The 23,096-nt window shown below is 71.0% G+C and carries 20 protein-coding genes and 1 pseudogene; 11 read left to right on the top strand and 10 right to left on the bottom strand.

The genetic code is table 11. From position 1 onward, the window contains the following. Positions 1–56: 56 nt before the first annotated feature. Entirely contained in the window at positions 57–896 is an 840-nt protein-coding gene (locus tag IWX89_RS15370; RefSeq protein WP_196904416.1) for a CPBP family intramembrane glutamic endopeptidase, read from the bottom strand. Between the two features lie 57 nt (positions 897–953). Between IWX89_RS15370 and IWX89_RS15365 the strand changes: the two genes are divergently transcribed. The 4 genes from IWX89_RS15365 (at position 954) to IWX89_RS15350 (ending at position 5,291) form a co-directional block, all read left to right on the top strand. After that, on the top strand, positions 954–2,126 hold the full coding sequence (locus IWX89_RS15365; protein WP_307836588.1) for a M20/M25/M40 family metallo-hydrolase: 1,173 nt from the start codon (positions 954–956) through the stop codon (positions 2,124–2,126). 149 nt (positions 2,127–2,275) lie between these two features. Then, on the top strand, positions 2,276–3,052 hold the full coding sequence (locus IWX89_RS15360; RefSeq protein WP_196904465.1) for a MerR family transcriptional regulator: 777 nt from the start codon (positions 2,276–2,278) through the stop codon (positions 3,050–3,052). Between the two features lie 285 nt (positions 3,053–3,337). After that, positions 3,338–4,489: an NRAMP family divalent metal transporter gene (locus IWX89_RS15355; protein WP_196904464.1), complete on the top strand. Its 1,152-nt coding sequence runs from the start codon at positions 3,338–3,340 to the stop codon at positions 4,487–4,489. A 4-nt stretch (positions 4,490–4,493) separates the two neighbouring features. Continuing rightward, positions 4,494–5,291 carry a putative hydro-lyase gene (locus IWX89_RS15350; RefSeq protein ID WP_196904415.1) on the top strand — a complete coding sequence of 266 codons (798 nt, stop codon included), beginning with the start codon at positions 4,494–4,496 and terminating at the stop codon, positions 5,289–5,291. Between the two features lie 132 nt (positions 5,292–5,423). Here the strand turns inward: IWX89_RS15350 and IWX89_RS15345 are convergent, their stop codons facing one another. The 5 genes from IWX89_RS15345 to IWX89_RS15325 all read right to left on the bottom strand — a co-directional run bounded on the left by IWX89_RS15345 (position 5,424) and on the right by IWX89_RS15325 (position 11,250). Further along, positions 5,424–6,128, bottom strand: coding sequence for a GntR family transcriptional regulator (locus IWX89_RS15345; RefSeq protein ID WP_196904414.1), 705 nt, complete (start codon positions 6,126–6,128; stop codon positions 5,424–5,426). Between the two features lie 101 nt (positions 6,129–6,229). Further along, positions 6,230–8,029 (bottom strand): biotin carboxylase N-terminal domain-containing protein, encoded by a 1,800-nt coding sequence (locus IWX89_RS15340; RefSeq protein WP_196904413.1) that lies wholly within the window; start codon positions 8,027–8,029, stop codon positions 6,230–6,232. Positions 8,030–8,033: 4 nt separating this feature from the next. Next, a complete protein-coding gene (locus tag IWX89_RS15335) occupies positions 8,034–9,674 on the bottom strand; it encodes a 5-oxoprolinase/urea amidolyase family protein (RefSeq protein WP_196904412.1) in 1,641 nt (546 codons plus the stop codon). Between the two features lie 3 nt (positions 9,675–9,677). Next, entirely contained in the window at positions 9,678–10,436 is a 759-nt protein-coding gene (locus IWX89_RS15330) for a LamB/YcsF family protein (protein ID WP_196904463.1), read from the bottom strand. 139 nt (positions 10,437–10,575) lie between these two features. Beyond that, entirely contained in the window at positions 10,576–11,250 is a 675-nt protein-coding gene (locus tag IWX89_RS15325; protein WP_231383373.1) for a YitT family protein, read from the bottom strand. Positions 11,251–11,313: 63 nt separating this feature from the next. Here IWX89_RS15325 and IWX89_RS15320 point away from each other — a divergent pair, with 63 nt between their 5' ends. Continuing rightward, positions 11,314–12,774 (top strand): PLP-dependent aminotransferase family protein, encoded by a 1,461-nt coding sequence (locus IWX89_RS15320; protein ID WP_196904411.1) that lies wholly within the window; start codon positions 11,314–11,316, stop codon positions 12,772–12,774. A gap of 16 nt (positions 12,775–12,790) precedes the next feature. Here IWX89_RS15320 and IWX89_RS15315 read toward each other — a convergent pair whose 3' ends face one another. After that, on the bottom strand, positions 12,791–12,994 hold the full coding sequence (locus IWX89_RS15315; protein ID WP_196904410.1) for a dodecin family protein: 204 nt from the start codon (positions 12,992–12,994) through the stop codon (positions 12,791–12,793). A gap of 146 nt (positions 12,995–13,140) precedes the next feature. Here IWX89_RS15315 and IWX89_RS15310 point away from each other — a divergent pair, with 146 nt between their 5' ends. Next, complete coding sequence (locus IWX89_RS15310; RefSeq protein WP_196904409.1) at positions 13,141–16,401, top strand: efflux RND transporter permease subunit; 3,261 nt, start codon at positions 13,141–13,143, stop codon at positions 16,399–16,401. Here the strand turns inward: IWX89_RS15310 and IWX89_RS15305 are convergent. Both IWX89_RS15305 and IWX89_RS15300 read right to left on the bottom strand, forming a co-directional pair. Continuing rightward, on the bottom strand, positions 16,398–16,733 hold the full coding sequence (locus IWX89_RS15305) for a hypothetical protein (RefSeq protein ID WP_196904408.1): 336 nt from the start codon (positions 16,731–16,733) through the stop codon (positions 16,398–16,400). The genes IWX89_RS15310 and IWX89_RS15305 overlap by 4 nt on opposite strands. A gap of 1 nt (position 16,734) precedes the next feature. After that, positions 16,735–17,364 (bottom strand): DUF4232 domain-containing protein, encoded by a 630-nt coding sequence (locus IWX89_RS15300; protein WP_196904407.1) that lies wholly within the window; start codon positions 17,362–17,364, stop codon positions 16,735–16,737. A 110-nt stretch (positions 17,365–17,474) separates the two neighbouring features. Here IWX89_RS15300 and IWX89_RS15295 point away from each other — a divergent pair, with 110 nt between their 5' ends. The 5 genes from IWX89_RS15295 to IWX89_RS15275 all read left to right on the top strand — a co-directional run bounded on the left by IWX89_RS15295 (position 17,475) and on the right by IWX89_RS15275 (position 22,888). Then, on the top strand, positions 17,475–18,836 hold the full coding sequence (locus IWX89_RS15295) for a protein kinase (protein ID WP_196904406.1): 1,362 nt from the start codon (positions 17,475–17,477) through the stop codon (positions 18,834–18,836). A gap of 62 nt (positions 18,837–18,898) precedes the next feature. After that, on the top strand, positions 18,899–19,447 hold the full coding sequence (locus IWX89_RS15290; RefSeq protein ID WP_374220528.1) for a Dps family protein: 549 nt from the start codon (positions 18,899–18,901) through the stop codon (positions 19,445–19,447). 107 nt (positions 19,448–19,554) lie between these two features. Continuing rightward, on the top strand, positions 19,555–20,670 hold the full coding sequence (locus IWX89_RS15285) for an acyl-CoA dehydrogenase family protein (RefSeq protein ID WP_307836586.1): 1,116 nt from the start codon (positions 19,555–19,557) through the stop codon (positions 20,668–20,670). Continuing rightward, entirely contained in the window at positions 20,664–22,139 is a 1,476-nt protein-coding gene (locus tag IWX89_RS15280) for a bifunctional PIG-L family deacetylase/class I SAM-dependent methyltransferase (RefSeq protein ID WP_196904404.1), read from the top strand. Before IWX89_RS15285 ends, IWX89_RS15280 begins: the two co-directional genes overlap by 7 nt. Beyond that, positions 22,136–22,888: a glycosyltransferase family A protein gene (locus tag IWX89_RS15275; RefSeq protein WP_196904403.1), complete on the top strand. Its 753-nt coding sequence runs from the start codon at positions 22,136–22,138 to the stop codon at positions 22,886–22,888. Before IWX89_RS15280 ends, IWX89_RS15275 begins: the two co-directional genes overlap by 4 nt. 1 nt (position 22,889) lies before the next feature. Here IWX89_RS15275 and IWX89_RS15270 read toward each other — a convergent pair. Beyond that, positions 22,890–23,096 (bottom strand): annotated as a pseudogene (locus IWX89_RS15270) (HNH endonuclease); the annotation flags it as partial.

Below are 23,096 nucleotides of genomic sequence, written 5' to 3'. Positions count from 1 at the left end.
GACCGCCGGTGCTTGGGTGGGCCGAAATCCTGGCGCCGGGTCCGACGGGGGCGCGGTCAGTAGGGGAAGATCGCCAGCCACTCGCGCGTGTGCGCATGCACGATGACAAGGAAGACCACCAGGTCGAAGAGCAGGTGTACGCAGACGACATAGGTGAGTGACCTGGTGAGTTTGAACGTGTAACCCTGCAGCAGCGCGAAGGGGAAGGTCATCAGGGGGCCCCAGCTCTGGTAGCCGAGCTCCCAGAGGAAGGAGCAGAAGATCACCGCCTGCAGCAGATTGGCCTGCCAGTCCGGGAAATGGCGCCGGAGCAGGGTGAAGGCGACGCAGATGAAGAACAGCTCGTCCCAGATGCCGACGAAGCCCACGCCTACGAAAAGGCGTGCGATCTCATCGGGAACGGTCACTGCCGGCCAGTTCTGGTAGGCGCCCGATCGGATGAAATAGGTCGGGAGGATCGCGTAGCCGAGGCCGACGACGATGACGAGATACCAGCGTTCGAGGGTGCTCCAGCGCTGGCCGGTTCGAATCGGGAAGCGGATTGCGTGGTCCCGGTAGCCGTAGCGCGAGATCAGATAGGGCACGAGCACCGCGAGGGTCAGCACGGTGCCCATCAACGCCATGTTCGGGTAGTCGATGTTCGCCTCGACCGAGATCGTGCTGATGATCACCAGGCCGAGCGCGAGCAGGAGCAGGTCCTTGAACAGCGCTCGGTTCACGACGAAGGCCAGGGCCAGGGCCGCGATCAGCAGCGCATAGCCGGGGAGGGCCGCACGCACCCCGAAGAGCAGGACCGCCGACGCTGACAGCAGCCCGGCAGGCAGGAGTCCCCAGGAGACCAGCGGCGGGGCATCCGTCACCGTGCCATCGGTCGCGCCATCCGTCGCACTTCGCATGCCACATGGTACCGATGCATCCTCCGGGATCGCGCCGGCCGCCGGTAGATTCAAGCTGTGACCAGCGAGCGGAGTGGGGCCGGGACCAGCGGAGCCGACGACCCGATCGACCTGATGCGGCGGCTTATCGGCATCGACTCGGTCAATCCCGATCTCGTGCCCGGCGCGGCCGGGGAGGTGGCGATCGCGGACTGGTGCGCGCGCTGGCTCGAGGGCCACGGCTTCGAGGTTCACCGCCTCGAGGAACGCCCGGGGCGGCCCTCGATCGTCGCCATCTTCCGCGGGAGCGGCGGCGGCCGTTCCCTCATGCTCAACGGCCACCTCGACACCGTGGGCGTCGCCGGCTACGACGGCGACCCGTTCTCCGGCGAGCGGCGCGGCGGCCGGGTGCTCGGCCGCGGCGCCTTCGACATGAAGGGTGGCGTGGCGGCGATCCTCGTCGCGGCGGCGCGGGCATCCGCCGCCGGGCTCCCCGGTGACGTGCTCGTCACCCTGGTCGCCGACGAGGAATTCGGCAGCCTCGGCACCATGGAGGTGCTGCGCAGCCACCGGGCCGACGCGGCGATCGTGGCGGAACCGAGCGAGCTCTGCCTGACCCTCGCCCACCGCGGCTTCGCCTGGTTCGAGCTCGAACTCATCGGGCTGGCCGCACACGGCTCCCAGCCGGAGCGGGGCGTCGATGCGATCGCGCACGCCGGTCTCGTGCTCCGCGCCCTCGACGGCCTGCGCGAGCAGATCGAGGCCGGTCCGGCGCATCCGCTCCTCGGGCACGGCACGGTGCGGGTCTCCATGATCCGCGGGGGCACTGATGCCGCCACCGTCGCCGCGACCTGCACGCTCACGATCGAGCGCCGCACGCTGCCCGGCGAGACGCCCGACGACGTCGAGGCGGAATTGCGGGGTCTGCTCACGGCCATCGCCGAGCGCACCGCGGACTTCCGTTTTCGCCTGACCCGGCTCGTGGCGCGGGCGGCGTTCGAGGCCGATCCGGACTGGTCGATCGTGCGGCTCGCCCGAGCCGAGGCCGGCCGCGTGCTCGGGCATCCTCCGGCAACGCGGGGCGAACCGTTCTGGACGGACGCCGGGCTGCTCCACGAGGCGGGCATCCCCTGCCTGGTGATCGGCGTCGCCGGCGGCGGGGCCCACGCCGCAGAAGAGTGGGCGGAGGAGGTATCCGTGCTCCAGCTGACCGAGATCCTGGCCGGCACCATCGCCGGTTTCTGCGCCTGATCCGGTCGACGCTCTGATCCGGTCGACGCTCGGGGCCTCGACGCTTCGGGCCTCGACACCCGGCGCCGATCCGCCTTGACATTGACGCTGCGTCAAGTTCTAGGGTGGGAATCGACGCATTCGAGACACTCGACACGACGGGAGGCACCATGGACTGGTCGATCCAGGACATCGCGCGACTGGCGAACACCACCAGCCGCACGCTGCGCCACTACGGCACGGTCGGGCTGCTCGAGCCCAGCCGGATCGGCGCCAACGGCTACCGCTATTACGACGAGCGCGCGCTCGTGCGGCTGCAGCGCATCCTCATGCTCCGCGACCTCGGCCTCGGCCTCCTCGCCATTCGCGAGGTGATCGACGAGCAGACGGATGAGACGCGCGCCCTGGCCGCCCACCTCGACTGGCTGCGCCAAGAGCGAGTGAGGCTCGCCCGGCAGATTCGCTCCATCGAGAACACGATTGACACCCTGGACAGAAAGGAACAACTCATGGCTGAGCAGATGTTCGACGGCTTCGACCACACGGCCCACCGGGACGAGGTCGAGGGACGCTGGGGGAAGGCCGCCTATGCCGACGGCGACGCCTGGTGGACGAGGAAGAGCCCGGCCGAGAAGGCGGCCTGGCAGAACGAGCAGCGGCAGCTCGCGGCCGAGTGGCAGGCCGCCGCCGAGCGAGGCCTCGCCCCCGAGGGCGAGGAGGGCCAGCGGCTGGCCGGGCGTCAGTTCGACTGGCTGGCCGGCATCCCGGGAACGCCCGGTGCCGGCACGACCGGACCGACCCGGGAATACTTCGTCGGGCTCGGTGAGATGTACGTCGCCGACGAACGGTTCGCGGCCAACTTCGGCGGGGTTCGCGGCGCCGAATTCGTGCGCGACGCCATGGTCGTCTACTCCGATCGACACCTGCGGCCGTCGCAGGAGACCTAGAGCAGGGCGGGCACATGGTCGGTCTGGTGCTCCCGGACCGACCATTTGCCCTCTTTCGGGGGGTGTCAGCGGTTCACCTGCGCGATGGGGTTGCGCTGATTGTTGAACAATCTATAGGCTGTCACGAACTCAGTGGCCGCCGGTGCTGACAGCATTCCCCCACAGAGAAGTGAGCGCCCGATGGTTACCACCGTGAGCCCCGCACGAACCAAACGCCCCTCCGGCCCCCGCCCGGAGAAGCCGGCCGGGCGGCGGAAGACCCAGCGAAGCGCCCTCCTCGGGGCGATGTTCCTGATGGCGACGAGCGCCGTCGGGCCTGGCTTCATCGTGCAGACCACCAGCTTCACGGTGCAGCTCGGCGCCGCCTTCGCCTTCGCCATCCTCGTCTCGATCCTCGTGGACATCGCCGTGCAGCTCAACGTCTGGCGGGTCATCGGCGTCAGCGGCAAGCGGGCCCAGGAACTCGCCAACACCGTCCTTCCCGGCTCGGGCTGGTTTCTCGCCGCGCTGATCTGCCTCGGCGGGCTGGTCTTCAACATCGGCAACATCGCGGGAACCGGCCTGGGAGCCAACGTGCTGTTCGGCGTCGACGCGAAGGTCGGCGGCGTCATCTCCGCCGTGATCGCCATCGCGATCTTCCTGAGCAAGAAGGCGGGGCTCGCGCTCGACAAGATCGTCGTCGTGCTCGGCGCGGTGATGATCCTGCTGATCGCCTACGTGGCGATCGTGTCGCATCCGCCCCTCGGCCTGGCCCTCAAGAACGCGGTCATCCCCGACGGCGTCGACTTCCTCATCATCACCACGCTGATCGGCGGCACCATCGGCGGCTACATCACCTACGCCGGAGCGCACCGGATGATCGACGCCGGCGTCTCTGGTCGTGACAACGTCACCGCGATCACCCGCAGCTCGGTCCTGGGCATCATCATCACCGGCGTGATCCGGGTTCTGCTGTTCCTCGCGATCCTCGGCGTCGTCGCCGGCGGGGTCGCGCTGACCAGCGACAACCAGCCGGCTGAGGCGTTCCAGGCTGCGGCCGGCGAGATCGGGCTGCGGCTCTTCGGCATCGTGCTCTGGGCCGCGTCGATCACCTCCGTGATCGGGGCCGCGTACACCTCGATCTCCTTCGTGACCACCCCGCGGACCTCCCCGCGAACCCGCAGCATCGCCACCTGTGCGTTCATCGCCGTGTCGACCGTGGTCTACACGCTCCTCGGGCAGGCGCCCGCGACACTGCTGATCATGGCCGGGGCCATCAACGGCCTGATCCTGCCCGTGGGCTTCGCTGTCATCCTCTGGGTGGCGTGGCGCCGCCGCGACCTGCTCGGCGGCTACGTCTACCCGAAGTGGCTGCTGGCCATCGGGGTGCTGGCGTGGCTGCTCACGCTCTTCCTCGGTTACCAGTCGCTCGGCGGCCTCGCCAAGCTCTGGGTGTAGACGGATGCCCGCCCTCCCGCCGGACCGGGCCACCCTGACCGCGGCGGCGGCCCGCGCGCACTTCCGGGGCGGCCTCGTCGCCCCGACCGCCGGCTGGGCCCGGGGCTTCACCCAGGCCAACATCCTGATCGTGCCGCGCGCGCAGGCCTTCGACGTGCTGCTCTTCGCCCAGCGGAACCCGAAGTCGTGTCCCGTGCTCGGCGTGCTGGACGAGGGCGAGACCAGCGGTGCCCTGCTGGCCGGCGGGGACATCCGTACCGACCTGCCTCGTTACACGGTCTACGAGCACGGCGAGCTCGTCGCCGAACCGACGGACCTGGGGCAGTGGTGGCGACCGGACCTGGTGACGTTCATCCTCGGTTGCAGCTTCACCTTCGAGGCCGCGCTGCAGGACGGCGGCATCCCGGTGGCCCACATCGACCAGGGCCGGAACGTGCCGATGTACCGCACGAACGTGCGATCCACCGCGGCGGGCTCACTCGGTGGCCCACTGGTGGTCTCGATGCGGCCGATCCCGCCCGAGCAGGTGGCCGGTGCGGTGCGGATCAGCGCGCGCTACCCGGCGGTGCACGGCGCCCCGGTTCACGTCGGAGACCCCGCACGCCTCGGCATCGCCGACCTGGCCGCGCCCGACTTCGGTGAGGCCGTCTCGCTCCGGCCGGGGGACATCCCCGTCTTCTGGGCCTGCGGGGTGACCCCGCAGGCCGCGGTGATGGAGTCGCGGCCGCCCCTCGCGATCGGCCACGCCCCCGGGCACATGCTGATCACGGACGCCCGCGACTCCGACTACCTCGTGCCGTAACCGCGCGTCATCCCGCCGCAATCCCGCAGCAATCGGGTCGCGTCGTGCCTGACTCAGGAGATTCTCCGCGCGCGGCCGGGCGACCGCACTGGTCCGGGACCCGGCGCGGAGCCTGGGGTCGGATCTCCTGAATCAGCCGCCGGCGCGGGCGGCGACGGCGGCGAGCAGCTGGGCCTCGGCGCGAACGAGGTAGTCGGCCAGCACGGTGGCGGCGTCGGACTGGCGTCCCTCCGCGAGCAGTGACACGATCCGGGCGTTCTCCTCGACGTAGGGCGCGTGGAACAGCGCGTTCTCGGCCATGGAATGGAAGACCAGGCGCATCTCGGCAAGCACCTGGCTCATCAGCTGGTCCAGGCGATCGCTGCCGGCCAGCGCCACGATCCCGGCATGGAAGTCCTGGTTGGCCCCGGCCATGCCCGGGATCGACCCGGCGTCCCTGGCGGCGCGCGCCCGTTCGACCGCCTGGCCCAGTGGTGCGAGGCAGACGGGGCCGAGATCGGCCGCGGGGGTCCAGGTCACGGCGGCCGGCTCGAGATAGCGCCGCACCCGGTAGATCTCCCGGATATCGTCGGTCGTCGGCCGGGACACGAAGACCCCGCGGTTGGGGAACCTGGTGACCACGCGCTCGGCGCTCAGGGTGGAGAATGCCTCCCGCAGGGTATTCCGGGACACTCCGAGCGCGTCGCCCAGGGTTTCCTCGGGCAGTTTGGTGCCGGGCTCGAGCCTCCCGGCGGCGATCTGCTCGCGCAGCACCCCGGCCACCCACAGGCCGGTTTCGGCGTGCAGGCCGGACGCCCGGGTGCGGCGGAGGTCGTCCAGGATCTCGGCGAGGGTCATGCTGCCACGATACGGGCTGGCGCGTCCAGGGCAGTCCCGTTGCGGGCCGTCCCGCTGAGGGCAGTCCCGTTCCGGGTCGTCATGGTGCGGGCGGGTCCGGCTCAGTCGCCGATGGAGGCCACGGCGGAGTTCGCGGCCACGGCGTCGCCGGGGTGCACGCTCGGGTTCCGCAGGATGCCGGTGCGGTGAGCCGTCACGATCGACTCCATCTTCATGGCTTCGAGCACGAGCACCGGGTCGCCCTCGGTCACCGCGGTGCCGGGTTCCACCAGCCATTTCACGACCGAACCGCCCATCGTGGCGCTGAGGATGCTCGGGTCGGCGTGCGACGCCGGGCTGCCTGTGCCGGTGGCGGTGCCGGCCGTGCCCTCGGCCGAGAACGCACCGGCCGCCGAGCCATCCGCTGGGCCGTTTCCCGGCCTCGCACCGCGCACGAGCGCGTCGAGCAGGCCCGCCGGCAGGCCGAGCGCCATCCGCCGGCCGTCGACCTCGATGCTGATGGTGTGGCGGGGTGCCTCGGGGGCCGCCGGGTTGAACTGGGGGTCGCTCGGCAGCTGCTCGGTGAAGTCGGCCTGGATCCAGCCGGTGTGCACGCCGAGCCGGTCGGTGCCGGTGAACGCCGGTGCCCGCACCACGGCCCGGTGGAACGGCAGCACCGTCGGCAGGCCGGTGATCTCGAACTCGGCCAGGGCCCGCCGGGCGCGGCGGAGCGCCTGCTGGCGGTCTGCCCCGGTGACGATGAGCTTGGCCAGCAGGGAGTCGAACTGGGCCGGGACGAGGCCGCCGGCCCGCACTCCCGTGTCGACGCGGATGCCCGGCCCGGTCGGCACGGTGAACGTCGCCACGGTGCCGGGGCACGGCAGGAACCCGCGCCCGACATCCTCGGCGTTGATCCGGAACTCGAAGGAGTGCCCGCGCGGCTCGGGGTCGGCCGCCACCGGAAGTGGACCGCCGGCTGCGATGGTCAGCTGGGCGAGCACGAGGTCGATCCCGCTGGTCTCCTCGGTGATCGGATGCTCGACCTGCAGCCGGGTGTTCACCTCGAGGAACGAGATGGTGCCGTCCTGGGCGAGCAGGTACTCGACGGTGCCCGCGCCGGTGTAGCCGGCAGCCCGGCAGATGGCCTTGGCCGAGGTGTAGATCTGCGCGCGCTGGGCGGACGTGAGGAACGGCGCCGGCGCCTCCTCGACGAGCTTCTGGTTGCGGCGCTGCAGCGAGCAGTCCCGGGTGCCGACGACGATGACGTTGCCGCGGGTGTCGGCGAGGATCTGCGCCTCGACGTGGCGGGGCTTGTGCAGGAAGCGCTCGACGAAGCATTCGCCGCGGCCGAACGCGGCCGTCGACTCGCGCACGGCCGAGTCGAAGGACTCCTCGATCGCATCCATGTCCCAGACCACCTTGAGCCCGCGCCCGCCGCCGCCGAAGGCCGCCTTGATCGCGACCGGGAGGCCGTGCTCCATCGCGAAGGCGCGCACGTCGGCCGCCGTTTCGACGGTGCCCTCCGACCCGGCCACGAGGGGAGCGCCGACCCGGATCGCGAGTTCCCTGGCCGAGACCTTGTTGCCGAGCACCCGGATGGCCTCCGGTGCCGGGCCGATCCAGACCAGGCCGGCGTCCAGCACGGCCTGGGCGAAGTCGGCGTTCTCCGAGAGGAAGCCGTAGCCGGGGTGCACCGCGTCGGCGCCCGACCGGCGGGCGATGTCGAGCAGCCTGGCCACGTTGAGGTAGCTGTCGGCCGGGCTGTCCCCGCCCAGTGCCCAGGCTTCGGTGGCGGCGTTCACGTGCAGGGCGTCGGCGTCGACCCCCGCATACACGGCGACGGATTCGAGGCCGGCATCGTCGCAGGCGCGGATGATGCGCACCGCGATCTCGCCGCGATTGGCAATCAGGACTTTCTGCATGGTCTCAGCTCTCCGTTGCGGGGATGGGGACGATCGAGGGTGCGCCGCCGGGTGCCGCGTCGAACCGGATGCGGGCGCCGGTGGGCAGCTGGGCGGCCAGGTCGAGGTCCTCGGCCAGCACGACCCCGATCACCGGATAGCCGCCCGTGACGGGGTGGTCGGCGAGGAACAGGACGGGCAGGCCCGACGGCGGCACCTGCACGGCGCCCTTCACGGTGCCCTCGCTGGCGAGCTCACCCGGCCTGGACCGCACGAGCGGCTCGCCGTCGAGACGGAGGCCGATCCGGTTCGATTGCGCGCTCACCGCCCACTCGTTCTCGGCGAGCCGGGCGACGGATGCCGCGTCGAACCAGTCCGCGCGCGGCCCGGGCACGAAGCGCAGCACCGTGACCTCGGCCGGCGGGGCCGGCGGGATCTCGGGGCCGTGCACGGCGCTGCCGGGGGCGGCAGGAAGCATCCGGAGGTGGTCGCCGGCGACGAGCGGGGCCGGGCCGATCCCGGACATGGTGTCGGTGGAGCGGCTGCCGAGCACCGGGGGTACGTCGATCCCGCCGCGGAAGGCCAGGTAGCTGCGCACCCCGGCGCGGGGCGGGCCGAGGGTGAGCGTCTCACCCGCGAGCAGGGAGATGGGGGCGTCCATCGGCGGCTCGCGGCGCACGGGAGCAGTGCCGGGCGTGCCGCCGGGTGTGATGCCGGGCGCCGTGACCGTGAGGCTCATCGGCGCGCCCGTGACGGCCAGCACCTGGTCGGTCTCTGCCGTGAGGACGAGCCCGCCGAGGGCGTTCTCGAGCACGGCGGCCGTGGCCGGATTGCCGACGATGTGGTTGGCCCGGCGGAGGGCGCCGCGGTCGAGCGCGCCGGAGCTTGCCACGCCGAGGTCGGCGAAGCCGGGACGGCCGAGGTCCTGCACGGTGGTCTGCAGGCCGGGGGAGACCACGAGGATCCCGTGGCTCCGCTCGCCCTCCGCGGCCTCGACTGCCGCGTTCGTCGAGCCCGCAGCCGCGACGACGAACTCGCGCACCGCACGGAATCGCACCCGGTTGCCGGGCCGCACGAGGGCAGGCCGGGCTCGGTCGAGATCCCACATCCGGGCATCCGTGCGGCCGATCAGCTGCCAGCCGCCGGGGGAGGCCCGTGGATAGACGGCGGAGTAGTCGCCGGCGAGGGCGACCGACCCGGCGGGCACCGCGCTGCGCGGCTCGGCGCGCCGGGGCGCGACGAGCGCCGGGGTCTCGCCGGTCAGGTAGACGAAGCCGGGGGCGAAGCCGCCGAACGCGGCGGTCCAGGTCTGGCCCGTGTGGGCGGCGATGACCCCGTCCTGACTGAGGCCGGTTTCGGCGGCGACGAGGGCGAGGTCCTCGCCGTCATAGACGGTGTCGATCAGCACGAGGGTCGTGTCCGGGTGCGGCGCCCGGGTCACGTCGCGGCCTCGCAACTCGGCGGCGAACCCGCGGGCGGCCGCGGCGGAGACGGCCGTGACGAGCACGGTCGTGGCTGCCGCGAGCACGTCGAGCTGGCCGTCGATCGGATCCTCCTGAAGCCGGGCCTGCAGGCCGAGCACATCGGCGAGGCTGTCCAGTTCGACCAGCACGGCGCGATCGCCGACGGCACGGATGGCGCGGATGCCGCGAGTCGACCCCGTCACGGGCTAGACGAAGCTTCGGATCGGGATGCCGGCATCCTGCAGCGCAGTGCGCACCTGGGCGGCCAGGGCGACCGCGCCGGGAGTGTCCCCGTGCAGGCAGATGCTCTCGACGGGCACATCGAGGAACGTGCCGTCGACCGCCCGCACCTGGCGATCGGCCGCCAGCCGGAGGGCCTGCTCGGTGACCCTGGCCGGGTCGACGATCACGGCGCCGGGCAGGCTGCGCGAAGCCAGGGACCCGTCGGGGTTGTAGGCGCGGTCGGCGAACGCCTCGACGACCGTGCGGAGCCCTGCCGCGTCGGCGAGCCGCTGGATCTCGGAATTCGGCAGCACCATCACCGGGAGGCCGGAATCGACCGCCATGATGGCGTCCACCACGGCCTGCGCCTGCACGGTGTGGTGCGCGATCGCGTTGTAGAGCGCGCCGTGCGGTTTCACGTAGCTGACGCGTGTGCCGGCGACCGCGGCCAGGGCCTGGAGCGCGCCGATCTGGTAGATGACCTCGTCGGTGAGGTGGCCGGGGGCCATGTCGATGAAGCGCCGGCCGAAGCCGGCGAGGTCGCGGTAGCCCGGATGCGCGCCGACCGTGACCTGTGCCGCGGCCGCCGCGGCGCAGGTGGCCCTGATCGTGCTCGGGTCGCCGGCGTGGAACGCGCACGCGACGTTCACGCTCGACACCGAGGAGATGATGGCGGCGTCGTCGCCGAGGCTCCAGTTGCCGAAGGACTCTCCGACGTCGCTGTTCAGGTCGATACCGCTCAGCTCGATGCTGTTCACGTCGATGGTGGACATCCTTATCCCCTCCGTCCCTTGCGGGAAGTTTTGACTAAGGATGCCTTACTTCCGGCGATTGTTCAACAATCGCCACCGACTTCTCAGCATCGGCCTCCGGGTGGAGGCCTCAGTTGGCGGGGCTGTCGATCGAGGGTTCGGACGGGACGGCGGAGCCCTCGAGAGCCTCTTCGAGGCCGGGGTGCGTGGGCACGGCCTCCGCCTCGGCGGGGCGCTTGATCGCGAAGAACGGGATCGTCCAGTTGCAGAGCGGGCCGACGAGCACCGCGAAGAGCACCGTGCCCACGCCGACGTTTCCGCCGAGCAGCCAGCCGGCGCCCAGCACGACCACCTCGATGCCGGTGCGCACCACCCAGATCCGCCAGCCGGTGCGCTTGTGCAGGCCGGTCATCAGGCCGTCGCGGGGGCCGGGGCCGAAGTGCGCGCCAATGTAGAGGCCGGTCGCGACCGCCAGCACGAGCAGCCCGGCCGCGAAGAAGATCACGCGCAGCCAGAGCTCCTGGCCCGGCGGGATCAGCCAGAGGCCCACGTCCGCGGAGGGCCCGACCAGCAGGGCGTTCAGCACCGTGCCGATGCCGGGCTTCTGCCGGATCGGGATCCAGAGCAGGAGCACGACGCCGCTCATCAGCACCGTGATCAGGCCGAAGCCCAGATGGGTATGGCTGTCGATGCCCTGGGTGAGCACGTCCCACGGGGCGACGCCGATCTCGCCGCGCACGATCAGCGCGATCCCAAGGCCATAAAGAAAGAGGCCAATGAGCAGTTGGGAGAGGCGACGGGTCATAGTCGTCAATCCAATTGCACTATTGGCCTGTTATCAAGTAGCCAATCTCCCTATAGTGGCCTCATGGTCGAGAACCAGATGAGCGCGCGGGCCCTCGAGGCGAGGCTGGGGGAGTGGCGCGACGGCGGGAGCGCGTACCGGGCGCTGGCCGACCGCATCCGTCTGCTCACCCTCGACGGGCGCATCCCCACCGACAGCCGGCTGCCCGCCGAACGCGACCTCAGCGCGCGGCTCGGCGTCAGCCGCACGACCGTCACGGCCGCCTACCGCCGGCTGCGCGACACGGGCTTCCTGGTCAGCGTGCGCGGCTCAGGGAGCCTTGCGCGGCTGCCCGGGGTGCCGGCGGCGCACACCGGGCCGGCCACCGGTGGCATCCTCGACTTCAGCAAGGCCACCATGCCGGCGTTCGCCGGCCTCGCGGATGCCGCCCAGGCCGCCGTGGGCGACCTGCCCGGCCAGCTCGGCGGCTCCGGCTTCGACCCCGTCGGGATCCCGGAGCTTCGCGCCGCGATCGCCGACCGGTACCGGGCCCGCGGGCTGCCCACCGACCCGGAACAGATCATGGTCACGATCGGCGCCCAGCATGCGATCGCGCTGCTCGCCCGGGTGCTGGTCGGCCGCGGCGACCGGGTGCTGATCGAGATGCCCACCTACCCGCACGCCTACGAAGCGCTGACCGCCGCGGGCGCCCGGCTCGTGCCGGTCACCGTGTCGGCCGCCGTGCCCGGCGAGGATGCCGCGACCGCCGGCTGGGACGAGACCGCGCTCCTGCAGACCCTCCGCCGCAGCAACCCCGTGCTCGGTTACCTGATGCCGGACTTCCACAACCCGACCGGCCGCACCATGCCGGCCGAACAGCGGGAGCGCGTGCTGGCCGCCGCGGCCCGCCAGGGCACGGTGCTCGTCGTCGACGAGACGATCGCCGAACTCGACATCGACCGGGCCGGCGAGTTCCTGCCCTTCCCGGCCTACGCCGAGCCTGGGCAGCCGGGCGACGTCGTGGCCATCGGGTCGGTCGGCAAGACCGTCTGGGGCGGCCTGCGGGTGGGCTGGATTCGCGCTGAACGGCCGCTGATCCGCCGGCTCGTTGCCGCGAGGTCGGCGAACGACCTGGGCACGCCCATCCTCGAGCAACTGATCGTGGTGCGCCTCCTGGCCGAGATGCCGGCGATCCTCGAGGGCCGCCGGAGCGAACTCCGGATCGGCCGCGACCACCTGGAGCGGCTGCTCGCCGCGCGGTTCCCCGACTGGCAGGTGCCGCACGTCGACGGCGGCATCACCGCCTGGGTCAACCTCGGGCTGCCGGTGAGCTCCCAGCTCGCGCTCGCCGCGCGCAACCACGGCCTGCTCGTGCCGGCCGGGCCGCGGTTCGGGCTCGACGGAGCCTTCGAACGGTTCCTGCGGATTCCGTTCTGTTACAGCACCGGCGAGATGGACCTGGCCGTCGACGTGCTCGGCCTGGCCTGGGATTCGCTGCTGCGGCATCCGGTGCCGGACACCGGGTACCTCGCCGACGTCGTCTGACGCCCCCGGGCACCAATCAGTCGTCGAGCACGAAGGTCACCTCGATCACGACCTCCCACGACGTGATCGCGCCGTCGGAGACCTCCACCTTCTGTTCCTTCACCCAGGCGCCGGAGACGCCGCGCAGGGTCTTGTTCGCCCGGGCGATGCCGGAGGCGATCGCGTCGTCGAACGACGTGTCGGACCGGATGCTCAGAGTGGTTACGCGTGCAACGGACATGGTTTCTCCTCGGTGGATGGTGTCAGTGGATGTTGTCTGATGGTGGGGCTCGTTGCCGCCGAGAATACGCGCGGGCCGTCGCCGCCGACACCCCACGGACCGGTGCGGCACGGATTCTGCACACCCTGCAATGAGATACTGGGCAGGTGCATTTCCTCGCCGTTGTGAGCATGAAGAACCGGGCGCTGATCGCGCTTATCACCATCGTCGCCGCCATTTTCGGCAGCCTCGCGCTGACCAGCCTGAAGCAGGAGCTGATTCCCTCGCTCCAGCTGCCTCAGCTGCTGGTGTCGACGAGCTACCCGGGTGCCTCGCCCGAGGTCGTCAACGACGACGTGTCGACGCCGATCGAGACCGCGATCCAAGGCATCGCCGGGCTTGAATCCACGTCGACGACGAGCAGCACGAACTCATCCCTGGTGAGTGCCACCTTCACCTACGGCACCGACCTGGTCAAGGCGGAGTCGCGGATCAGCCAGGCCATCAACCGGATCAAGACCCGGCTCCCCGACAACCTCGACCCGCAGGTGATCAGCGGCAGCATCGACGACTTCCCGGTGATCTCCCTCGCCGTCTCCGGCGGCGACCAGGCCACCCTGGCCGACGACCTCAAACGCAGCGTGCTCGGCGACATCCGTGACGTCGCGGGCGTGCGCGAGGCCGCCCTCGTCGGCGACGTCGGCCGCCGAGTGACGATCACGCCGGATGTCGCCGCCCTCACCGGGCGCGGGCTCTCCACGCAGGCCATCCGTGACGCCCTCCAGCAGAACGGGTCGCTGATCCCGGCCGGTGCGCTCAGCCAGGACGGCAAGACGCTCTCCGTGCAGGCAGGCACGAAGTTGGGCTCCGCGGAGGACATCGCGGCACTGCCGCTCATCTCCAGGGTGCCGGGAGCCGGACCGGCCCGGATCGGCGACGTGGCCACGGTCACGCTCGGCCCGAACCCGGTGTCGAGCATCTCGAGGGTGGACGGCAAGCCGGCGCTCACGATCGCGGTCACGAAGGTGCCGGCCGCCAACACCGTCGACGTGTCGAAGGCCGTGCGGGCGATCCTGCCGAAGCTCGAGGGCGCCGTCGCCGGAACCACCTTCACCGTGGTCTTCGACCAGGCGCCGTTCATCCAGGAGTCGATCGACTCGCTCACCCAGGAGGGTTTCCTCGGCCTCATCTTCGCGGTGCTGGTGATCCTGGTCTTCCTGCTCTCGGTGCGGGCGACCCTGGTCACCGCGATCTCGATCCCGACCTCGGTGCTGATCACCTTCATCGGGCTGCAGAGTGTCGGCTATTCGCTGAACATCCTCACCCTCGGCGCGCTCACGATCGCGATCGGCCGGGTCGTCGACGACTCGATCGTCGTGATCGAGAACATCAAGCGCAACCTGGTCGCCGGGATCGACCGTGCCGACACCATCGTGCGGGCGGTGCGGGAGGTGGCCGGGGCGATCACCGCCTCGACCATCACGACCGTCACGGTGTTCCTGCCGATCGCGTTCGTGGGCGGGTCGACCGGTGAGCTGTTCCGCCCCTTCGCGCTCACGGTGACGATCGCGCTGCTCGCGTCGCTGCTGGTGTCGCTGACCATCGTGCCGGTGCTCGCGTACTGGTTCCTCCGGCCCGCGCGGGTGCGGCCTGCGGCGGCGGGGGTCGAGCCGGCGGGGGTCGGAATGGGGATCTCGACAAGCTCGATCACGGGGAGTGGCTCGATTCCCGGGGGTGGCTCGATCACCGGGGGTGCCTCGGTCGACTCGAGCAGCGAGGAACGGGCACGCCGCCGGCGGCACGCGGCGGCCGAAGCCTCCGCGAATGTGATCACGGAGCACCCCAGCCGCCTGCAGCAGGGCTACCTTCCGGTCATCCGCTGGACCCTCACCCACGCCGTGACGACGATGCTGCTCGCAGTTCTGGTGCTCGGCGGCACCGTCGCGATCGTGCCGTTCATGAAGATCAACTTCCTCGGCTCGACCGGGCAGACCACCTTCCGGGTCACCCAGACCCTGCCGGTGGGCACCAGCCTCGCCGCCCAGGACGCGGCGTCCACGGCCGTCGAGAAGGCCCTGCGCGGCACCGACGGCATCAAGATCGTGCAGGTGTCGATCGGCGGCGGCAGCGCGCTGGCCGCCTTCAGCGGCGGAGCGCCCTCGACCAGCGCGGTGGCCTATTCGATCACCACCGACGGCACGGTCAAGCCCGACGCCGTGCAGGATGCCGTGCGCGGCACCCTGGCCGGGCTGAAGGACAGCGGGGAGTTCTCGGTCACGAGCGGCGGCGGGTTCGGCGGGTCATCCGACATCGCCGTCGACATCACCGCGGCCACCGGCGCCGACCTGCAGAAGGCCACCGACACGATCCTCGCGGCCGTGAAGAAGCTCGACGCCATCAAGGAGAGCTCGAGCAACCTCGCCGCCTCCCGCCCCTACCTCGCCGTCACGGTGAACCGGGATGCCGCGGCGCAGGCCGGACTCAGCGAGCTCGCCCTCGGCACGCTCGTGTCGCAGGCCATGCAGCCCAGCGTCGCCGGGTCGATCGTGATCAATGAGACCACCCTGTCCGTCTACCTGCAATCGGCGACCACGCCGGCCACCACCGCCGAACTCGCGGCCCTGCAGATCCCGACGCCGGCCGGGCCGGTCGCCCTCGACACCCTGGCCACGGTCGCGCAGGTCGACGGGCCCTCCACCCTGACGACCACGAAGGGGCTCCGCACGGCCACGGTGTCGGCCACGCCGAACAGCAACGACCTGGGCACGGCGAACACGCAGATGGCCGCCGCGCTCGCCGGCCCCGCGCTGCCCGCCGGGGCGACGGCGACCCTCGGCGGTGTCACGGCCGACCAGACCGAGGCCTTCCAGCAGCTCGGCATCGCACTGCTGGTGGCGATCCTGATCGTCTACATCGTGATGGTGGCCACCTTCCGATCGCTACTGCAACCGCTGCTCCTGCTCGTGTCCGTTCCGTTCGCCGCCACCGGCGCGATCGCCCTGCAGGTGGTCACGGGCATCCCGCTCGGGGTGCCGTCACTGATCGGGGTGCTGATGCTGATCGGCATCGTGGTGACCAACGCGATCGTGCTGATCGACCTGGTCAACCAGTATCGGCGCCGGGGACTGTCAGTGCGCGAGGCGCTGGTGAACGGGGCATCCCGCCGGCTCCGCCCGATCCTGATGACCGCGCTCGCCACGATCTTCGCGCTGCTGCCGATGGCCACCGGGCTCACCGGCAAGGGAGGGTTCATCTCCCAGCCGCTCGCCCTCGTGGTGATCGGCGGGCTCGTCTCCTCGACCCTGCTCACCCTCGTCGTGCTGCCGGTGCTGTACTTCCTCGTCGAAGGCGGGCGGGAGCGACGGGCGGAGCGCCGGGAGCTGCGGGCCGTCGCTGCCGTGGAAGCTCCGCTGCGGACGGGAAACTAGCCCAGCGCGGCCGCGAGGCCGGTCAGGGCTTCCTCGGCGAGGCCGGAGAGCTCCGGGCCGTCGATCGCGGGCACCAGCACCCAGTCCTTGAACGGCCGGCCCATGCCCGACGGATCCCACAGGCCGGCGCCGGGGATGGCGAGGGCACGGGCGTGCGCCGCGCTGCCGGCGCCGAGCTTGAACGCGATGGCGTCGCCCTGGAGGCAGGCGAACGCCTTCTTCCGCAGTGTGATGGCCCGGGCGCCGAACATCTTCGCCGTCACGGCGCCAGCCGGGGCGAACTCGGCGGCCAGGGAGATGAAGGCTGATTCGGCATCCATGGGTTGGTTCACGCTAGAAGACGACCCGTTCCGGTGCCAGGGGCCCTGAGCGCACGACGGCGGTGCTGGTGTCATCGCAGCCGTCGATCTGGTTGGGTGTGGCGACCTGGCGCGGGTCGGTCCAGTCCGGCAGGGTGACGGAGACTTCGGTGACCGGAACGATCGTGCAACTGTAGGCCCCGGCCTGACCGAGGTGCAGCAGGCTGAAAGCGGATGCCCCCGGCGCCAGCGACACGAGGGCGACCGGGAAGAAGCGGCCGGGTTCCTCGGGGCTCACGGCGCCGATCGTCTCACCGGAATTGGCGCTGATCAGGGAGACCGCCGGGTACCCCTCGACCGTGCATTCGACCGAGCTGTTGTTGGTCAGTTGCAGGTCCCAGAAGAAGTTGCCGGCACCGCTGTCGTAGGGCCGGGACTGGAGCGACAGTGCGAGCTGGTTGGGTCCGCACGCGGCGACGCCGGCAGAGGCGGTCGGAGCCGGTGTGGAGGTCGGTGAGGAGGTCGCCGTAGCCGTAGCCGTCGGCGTCGGGGAGCCGGAGGTCGATGCCGTCGGGGCGGCGCATCCCGCCAGGAGCACGATCCCGGCGGCCAGGCAGGCCAACCCGGCCCTGCGGCTGCGCCCCCGGACTTCTCTGCTGGTCATAGGCCCAGTGTCACACTCCTGGGCCGATCTCGCACCCCCTGCAGCCGCCACCTGGGCGGTGAAATCACGGGGTTCGCGCTGTCATATACTCAAATCCGACAGGAGGCCGAATGACCGCGAAACCCACCGGTCTCCTCGGTGAGCGCTATCGATTGAAAGAGCTCATCGGCAGTGGAGGCATGGCCTCGGTGTACCGTGCCGCCGACGAGCGGCTGGGTCGCGACGTGGCGATCAAGGTCTTCCGCACGAGCGCCGTCGACCAGGGCGATATCGCGAGGCAGCAGGCCGAGACGAACGTGCTGGCGAGCCTGAATCACCACAGCCTGGTCACGCTTCTCGACGTGGGGGTCCACCGCGCGTCCCCGGATCGACGCCAGATCTACCTCGTGATGGAACTCGTCGACGGGGTCGACCTGCGGGAGCGCCTCGTGCAGGGCACGATCTCGACCCGCCACATCGCCCAGATCGGGTATGACCTGGCCGAGGGGCTCGAGTACATCCACGGCCGGGGTGTCGTTCACCGCGATATCAAGCCGGCCAACATCCTGCTCGCCCAGTACAGCAGCCGGTTGCGGGCCCGGGCAAAGCTCACCGACTTCGGCATCGCCCTGTACCCTTCCAGCGAACGGCTGACCAACGACGGGATGACCTCGGGCACCGCCGCCTATCTCAGCCCGGAGCAGGCGAGGGGCGAGGAGGTCGGGCCGTCGAGCGACGTGTACTCCCTCGGGCTCGTGCTGCTGGAATGCTTCACCCGTGAGGTCGAATTCGAGGGCCAGCCGGTGCCGGCAGCGCTCGCGAGGCTGCTGCGCGACCCGGTCATCCCCGAGACCCTCGCGCCGGCCTGGCGGGACCTGCTCTCGTCGATGCTCACCAGGGAACCCGAGCGTCGGCCGCCGATCGGCGAACTGGTGCTCGCGCTCCGCCAGGCCGTCATTGCCGAGACGGGAAGGCACCGCGCCGACGAATCCCGGCCGTTCTCCACCGACGAGGCGGCCAGGATGAACGAGGTTCACCGCCTGGAGATCCTCGACACCCCCGCTGACGGCGCCTTCGACCGGATCGCGGCGCTCGCCGCCCGCATCTTCGGGGTGCCGATCGCCATCGTCAGCATCGTCGACCACGACCGGATCTGGTTCAAGTCGCATCACGGGCTCGACCTCGCCGAGATTCCCCGCGACCCGGGCCTGTGCGCCTCCGCGATCATGAGCGACGTTCCCTGGGTGGTCGAGGATGCCCGCTCCGACCCGCGTGCTCTCGCCAACCCGCTCGTGGCGGGCGAATTCGGGCTGCAGTTCTACGCGGGCGTGCCGCTGAAGACCAGCGACGGGCACAATCTGGGCACCCTCTGTGTGCTCGACTTCGAACCTCGCACGGTCACCCCGGAGGAGATCACGACCCTGGAGGACCTCGCATCCGTGGTCATGAACGAGCTCGAACTGCGCCTGGAGACGCGTCGGGCCGCTCGCTGATTCCCGGCTCGGCGCCCCGCTTTCGCACCTGCTACAGTGCTGTCTGAAACCAAGCGGGGACACTGGCCGGCAGGCGGCCGAGACGTGTTTCCTTCGCGCGAGAGAGGGGCAACACCATGAAGGCATCAGCAGAACTCGGCTCCAACCTGCAGTCCGTCCTCGTCGACCTGATCGAGTTGCATGTGCAGGGCAAGCAGGCTCACTGGAGCGTCGTCGGAAAGAACTTCCGCGACCTGCACCTGCAGCTCGACGAGATCATCGACGATGCCCGGCTGTTCTCCGACGAACTCGCCGAGCGGATGCGCGCCCTCGACGCCCTGCCCGACGGTCGCAGCGAGACGGTCACGGCCACCACCCACCTGCCGAAGTTCCCGGCCGGAGAGGTGGACACCGCAGAGACCGTCGGCCTGGTCACCGACCGCCTCAACGCGACGGTCGACAACATCCGTGCCGTTCACGACGCGGTCGATGAGGAAGACCCGACGAGCGCCGACATCCTGCACGGTTTCATCGAGAAGCTGGAACAGTATGCCTGGATGGTCAGCGCCGAGAACCGCACCCCCCGTAAGTCCACGGCCAAGGCTCCGACCAGGCCGGTCGGCAAGGCCTGAGGTCCGCAGCGCCTGAGCGGGGGCAGCGGCTCCAATCCAGCGCGGCTCCAATTCAGCGGGTCGGTCAACCGGCCAAGGCGCGGTCGGCACGAAAGGGGGAGGTCAGTGTGACGCGAATCGAGAGCTCAGAGCCGGTCTGGCTGACCGCGCCGAAGAATCGCACGGCGGAGGCCGGGCTGCGCGAAGCCGCGGCGGCGGCCTACGCCGTGAACGGAGATGCCGGGCGCGCCATCGCCCTGGCCCGTGAGCTCGACGGCACGGTTCCCCGGCCGGGGTCAGGCCGGCCTGGATCAGGCGCGGCAGGGACGCTTCGACTGTTCGAAACGCTGGCTTCCCTGGCGGCGGCAGACCTCACGGCCGCGCGGGTGGCAGAGGCGCACCTGGACGCGCTCGCCATCCTGGACCAGGCCGGCGTCGAACCGGCCGGGCTTGCCGCGGGCGGCGGCACGGCACCGAGCTGGGGGGTCTTCGCCGCCGAAGGCGCCGGTTCTCGTCTCGACGCGACACCGGTCGCGGAGGCCGGCGAGACCGACGGCGAACCATGGCGGATCGACGGCACGAAACCGTGGTGTTCGCTGGCCGGCTCGCTCAGCCACGCCCTGGTCACCGCTCACACCTCGCCCTCCACCCGGCGGCTGTTCCTGGTCGACCTGGCCGACCCAGGGATCACCGTCCGCACGGACGCGTGGGTGGGCCGGGGGCTCCCGGCGGTGCCGAGCGGACCGGTCGAGTTCCGGGGCGTCCCTGCCCGGCCCGTCGGGGACGACGACTGGTACCTCCGCCGACCCGGCTTCGCCTGGGGCGGGATCGGTGTGGCCGCCTGCTGGTGGGGTGGCGCCGTCGGACTGGCCAGGCGGGTGTGGGAGTCGGTTCTCGAGCGGGAGCCCGATCAGATCGCGCTCGCGCACCTCGGCGCGCTCGACATCGCCCTGACCGCGGCCGGGGTTTCCCTGGCCGCCGGTGCGGCGGCGATCGACGCCGGGGACGCCGTCGGTGACCAGGGTGCCCTCCTCGCCGCGCGAGTGAGGGGCCAGGTCGCACATGTGGTCGACGAGGTGATCACCCGCACGGGCCACGCGCTCGGCCCCGCACCGCTCGCCTTCGACGCCCGGCACGCGGCACGCGTCGCGGACCTGCAGCTGTACGTGCGCCAGCACCACGCCGAGCGGGACGACGCGGCGCTCGGCCGCCGGCTGCGGGGCGCCGGGGTGTCCCCATGGTGAGCTTCAGCCACACGGATGCCGGCACTGCCGAGAGCGTGTGGGAGGCGGCGCATCGAGAGTCCGTTCGAGCGGGGCAAGCGGCATCCGCCGGCGCGGCCCTGCCAGGGTCCGCCCCGCTCCCGGCGGACCCCTCGGAGCGGGCGTTGCGCGTCGACGAACTGCGCCGGCTCATCGTGGTCGCCGCGCACCCCGACGACGAGACCCTCGGCGCGGGCGGGCTGATCGCCCAGGCCGGTCGGGCCGGGTTGCCGGTGACGGTCGTGGTGCTCACCAACGGTGAGGCCTCCCACCCTGGATCCAGCACCCACGACCCCGCGCGGCTCGCGGCATTGCGCCAGGTCGAGGTGACGGCCGCCGTCGCCGCGCTGGCGCCGGCGACGCTGGTGCGCCTGCTCGACCTGCCTGACGGGTCCCTGGCCGGCCATCACGACGATGCGGTCCGCGCGATTTCCGCCGAGATCGGGGCCGGCGGGCCGGGAACCTGGCTGGTGGCCCCCTGGCGGCTGGACGGGCATCCGGACCACGCGGCCGCTGCCGAAGCTGCCCACCGCGCGGCCCGCGACCGGGCCGTGCGCCTCTTCGGATACCCGATCTGGGCCTGGCACTGGTCCACGCCCGGGGACCCGGTCTGGTCGGACGGGGTGGTTCGAACCCTCGACCTCGCACCCGAGGACCGTCGGTGCAAAACCCGGGCGATGGCCCTGCACCGCAGCCAGGTGCAGCCGCTCTCCGTGCTGCCCGGCGACGAACCCGTCATCCAGGCGGCCTTCGGCGTGCACTTCGAACGCGGGTACGAGACGTTCATCGAGATCGACGCGGAGCCGGAGACGGATGCTCTATCGTTGCCGGACCAGGTCGCCGGATCCAGCCTGACCGGGGATTTCTTCGAGGAGTTCTACGCGGGGACCCGTGACCCCTGGGGTTTCGAGACCCGGTGGTACGAGGAGCGCAAGCGACTCCTGACCCTGGCGGCCCTGCCTCGCAAACGCTTCCGAGCGGCGCTCGAACTGGGCTGCTCGATCGGCGTGCTCACGGCCGGCCTGGCTGAGCGGTGCGACACGGTCAGCGCGGTCGACATCGCGGAGCGGCCGCTCTCGGTCGCCCGCGCCCGGCTGGCGGCACGGCCCTGCGTCAGCTTCGCGCGGCTCACCCTGCCCGCCGAGTGGCCGGAGGGCACCTTCGACCTGATCGTGTTCTCCGAGGTCGGGTACTACTTCTCAGCCGTCGAGTTGCGCGAGGTGCTCCGGCGATGCCGCGACAGCCTTGCTCCCGGGGGCGTGATCGTGGCCTGCCACTGGAGGCATCCGGTGCCGGAATACCCGTTGACCGGTGACCAGGTGCACGCGGAACTCGGCAATCTGGCCGGGTTCGAGCGCACCGTCGAGCATCGGGAACGCGACTTCCTGCTCGAGGTGTTCGAAGCCGCGCCGGCTCGCTCTGTCGCCCAACACGAGGGCCTGGTGCCGTGACGGGCCGCGACACCATCGACAGGGTCGTGGTCGTGGTCCCGGCCCGAAATGAGGAAGAGCTCCTGCCTCGTTGCCTGGCCGCGTTGACGACGGCTGTCGGGGAGGTCAGCGCTGCAGGGGAGGTCGGCGGTGTGGCCGGCCAGGCGCCGCCCGCCATCGATGTCGTGGTCGTTCTCGACCGGTGCAGCGACGGAACGGCCGAGGTTGTCGCGGACTGGCCCGCATTCGGCAGCATCAGCACGAATAGTGGCGCGGTCGGCGTCGCCCGCCGGGCCGGGGTGCGACACTTGCTGCCGACATTGAACGACTTCAGCTCGGCCACCTGGATCGCGACAACGGATGCCGACTCCGCCGTGCCGCCCAATTGGCTCACCGTTCAACTCGCATTCGCCCGCAACTCCGTCGACCTCGTGCTGGGAACGGTCATTCCCGACGACGGGTTGTCGGACGGAGGCAGGGTGCGATGGGACGCCCAGCATCGGCTGGTCGAGGGGCACACCCATGTGCACGGCGCGAACCTCGGAGTGCGCGCTGACCGGTACCACCAGGCCGGAGAATTCGCTCTCCTCGACGGGAATGAGGACGTGCGACTGGTCGCTGCCCTGCGTGGTCTGAGGGTGAGCGAGATCCGCACCGAGCTGATCCCGGTGCTCACCTCCGGGCGGCTCAGCGGCCGCACCCCGGCCGGATTTGCCGGCTATTTGCGTGATCAAGCGGCCGGGGCCGGTGCGGCAGACGCTTCCCTCTGACTCAGAACGGCGGGTCGTCGGGGAGGTCTGGAGCCGTGGCTGTCGGCGGCCCGGCTGTGGGCGGCCCGGTGGGGAGCACGGTCGGCAGTATGGTGGCGGGTTCGGTGGTGAACTCCCGTCCGGTCGGGGAGGTCCAGGTGAGGATGCCGCCGGGTTTCTGGGTGACGGTCCACCGGGTCTGGGTTTTCAACGCGTGGTTGGGTTTGCA

It is taken from the genome of Cryobacterium sp. MP_M3, assembly GCF_015752155.1.
Lineage (GTDB): Bacteria > Actinomycetota > Actinomycetes > Actinomycetales > Microbacteriaceae > Cryobacterium.
Note: the sequence above shows the minus strand (reverse complement) of the source record. Positions and strands in the feature narration are given on the sequence as shown.